This window comes from Suttonella ornithocola, assembly GCF_001889065.1.
Lineage (GTDB): Bacteria > Pseudomonadota > Gammaproteobacteria > Cardiobacteriales > Cardiobacteriaceae > Suttonella_A > Suttonella_A ornithocola.
In genome coordinates this window covers 1-2041 of the sequence record NZ_LWHB01000217.1, presented here as the reverse complement: position 1 = coordinate 2041, position 2041 = coordinate 1, and the positions used below count along the sequence as shown (strand labels likewise).

Below are 2041 nucleotides of genomic sequence, written 5' to 3'. Positions count from 1 at the left end.
TACGCTTTTTAAGCGTATCCCTGCCCATCCTGAAGTTTTTAGCCCATCAGGCACGTTAAGTGAATGGCAAAGCGCTATCGGGCAATATTTAGCAGGTAACAGCCGTTTATGCCTGTTTGCTGGCGCAGCCTTTGCCGCGCCTTTATTACGCTGGTTTGGCATCGATGGCGGCATCTTGCACGTTTACGGCGACTCCTCCAAAGGCAAAAGCACGGCGCAGCAGGTGGCGTTATCCATCTGGGGACATGGAAAAGACGCAGGGCATAGCTGGAATGCAACAGGACACGCATTAACCAATGCCGCCGCAGCCCGCAATGACGGCTTGCTATCGCTCGATGAAATCGGCGAGGACACGCAAAACGCCGTACAAACCTGCGCCTACACAATTGCAAACGGACGCGCACGCCTGCAAGGCGCAAAAGACGGCGGCAACCGCCCTGAATTGCGCTTTCGGGTCTTGGCTATCTCCAATGGCGAACACAGCCTAGCCACCCATTTAGGCAAGCAGGGGCGCGACATCATGGCGGGGCAATTAGTGCGCTTTCCCTCGATACCGCACGCCCTAGAAGAAAAACACCGCTTTGACAGCTTCAGAGACTTTGCCGACCACTTGAAAGAAGCTTCCATTGCCGCCTATGGCGTCGCAGGACGCGTTTTTATTGAAAAGTTATGTAAAATGGATAGCGCTAAAGAAAAAGAACGCGCCAAAACGCTTTATACGGCGTTTTTGAAACAGCTAAACGATAGCTTCCCCATGACCGCCCAGCAAAACCGCACTGCGCGGCTATTTGCCGCCTGCGGTGCAGGCTTAATGCTGGCAAGTGAGCTGGCAATCAGCGGCATCACTGCCGAACAGGCACGGCAGGGCGTATTGCGCTGCTTTGCGGATTGGTACGAGAATCAGCCTCAAGGCAACATCGAGGAAACCCGAATACGCGAACACGCGGAAAACTGGATGCAGCAACACGCCCAAAGCTACCGATTCAGCCAGTGGAGTGATAACGAAACCCGCCCCGACCATGCAGGCTATCAGCGCTATAGCGTGCAAGAACTGGAAACCATCAACCACAGACAAGGCAAAAGGCAAAAACCTAAACCCCGAAGCACTGAATGACTTGCAGGAATATTGGGTGATTCCCGCCGTGTTTGAGCGGGAAATCTGTAACGGCTACGAACCCTCAAGAGCCTGCGAGGCTTTGCACGCCATAGGCTGGCTGAGGCGCTACGAAAGCGACAGCGTCAAACGCTGGAAGCACCAGCGCTATGGCAAAGGCTGGTATTATGTCTTTCAGGGCATGCAGCCTAATGAGTCAAGCTAGCCTGATGAAAACACTTCTCAATGACTTTAAACCGCCGCAAGGCGGTTTTTTTATTGCTCAAAAAGCGCCGATACAAACATGAACAAAACATTGACTTTAATTCATAAATAAAAAAATAGACGCGCGCGAGAGCAAAAACAGTGATTATGTGATTATGTTTTAGGTATTTAACAATTAAAACAGTATGTTAATCTAAAAAAACAGTGATTATGAGGCTGTTTTAGTGATTATGGCAGTGATTATATATAGTGCAATCATCTAAAACCCAACCCAATCCAAAGCAGATAAAAGAATAAAGTATCAATACAATCCATCCGCCATTCTTTGCGTATTTGCTTAATCCAAGCCCACATCTTTTCAATGGGATTTAAGTCTGGACTATAAGGGGGTAACCAAACTATCTCATGCCCATGCTCTTCAATGATTGCTTGAATATCACTGCGTTTATGAAAAGCGGCATTGTCCATGACAATTACAACTGTTTTTAGGTAACTCAGGTAACAGTGCTTCTCTCCACCAATGAGAGAAAATATCGCTGTTAATAGAACCATCATATAAGCGTAAGGCAAACAATTCTCCATTGATAATGGCTCCAATCGCATTGCTCTGGTTCTTTAAATGCCAGTTATCACTTCCATGACAAACTTGTCCTTTTGTGCTGTAGCCATAAGGTCTATGAGCAAAGGCTTTAAAACCACATTCATCAAGATAGACTATCGTTT

General features: G+C 47.7%; 3 protein-coding genes. 1 reads left to right on the top strand and 2 read right to left on the bottom strand.

Annotated features, from left to right (window positions below; all coding sequences use genetic code 11):
- A partial coding sequence (locus A5N85_RS13075; protein WP_143143316.1) for a DUF927 domain-containing protein occupies nt 1–1114 on the top strand: 1114 nt, incomplete at its 5' end.
- Nucleotides 1115–1573: 459 nt separating this feature from the next.
- Here A5N85_RS13075 and A5N85_RS15825 read toward each other — a convergent pair.
- Both A5N85_RS15825 and A5N85_RS15315 read right to left on the bottom strand, forming a co-directional pair.
- Complete coding sequence (locus A5N85_RS15825) at nt 1574–1786, bottom strand: transposase (RefSeq protein ID WP_143143130.1); 213 nt, start codon at nt 1784–1786, stop codon at nt 1574–1576.
- A partial coding sequence (locus tag A5N85_RS15315) for a transposase (RefSeq protein ID WP_211268224.1) occupies nt 1764–2041 on the bottom strand: 278 nt, incomplete at its 5' end. The genes A5N85_RS15315 and A5N85_RS15825, both read right to left, overlap by 23 nt.

Bases quoted from the DNA above. Each gene is read 5' to 3' on its own strand.
- A5N85_RS15825 (WP_143143130.1), bottom strand. From the start codon at position 1,786: ATGGACAATGCCGCTTTTCATAAACGCAGTGATATTCAAGCAATCATT.